The 243-nt window shown below is 45.3% G+C and carries 1 protein-coding gene; it reads right to left on the bottom strand.

Annotated elements, in window-relative coordinates; translation table 11 throughout:
- On the bottom strand, nt 1-231 hold a 231-nt coding region (locus SB773_RS34140), incomplete at its 3' end, for a MarR family winged helix-turn-helix transcriptional regulator (protein WP_410594937.1).
- Between the last annotated feature and the right edge of the window lie 12 nt (nt 232-243).

Below are 243 nucleotides of genomic sequence, written 5' to 3'. Positions count from 1 at the left end.
AGCCTTTTTTTCGAGACTGGACACCATGCGCGTAATATTGGTTTTATCCTTATCCAGCTCTTGCGCAATCTCGTTTTGGGTCAGTCCATCCCGTTCCTGCAAAAGCATCAGGATGAGATGCTGCTCAGGTGCTAGCTGGAATGGCTCCAGCTTGCTGCGCAGCAAGCTTGTGATTTTCAAATCAAGTCTGTGTATATAAAGTCCAATAATGTCATCCATCTTTGATTTCAACTATGCTCACCG

The sequence above is a fragment of the Bacillus sp. SIMBA_074 genome (assembly GCF_046534555.1).
Lineage (GTDB): Bacteria > Bacillota > Bacilli > Bacillales > Bacillaceae_G > Bacillus_A > Bacillus_A mycoides.
Note: the sequence above shows the minus strand (reverse complement) of the source record. Positions and strands in the feature narration are given on the sequence as shown.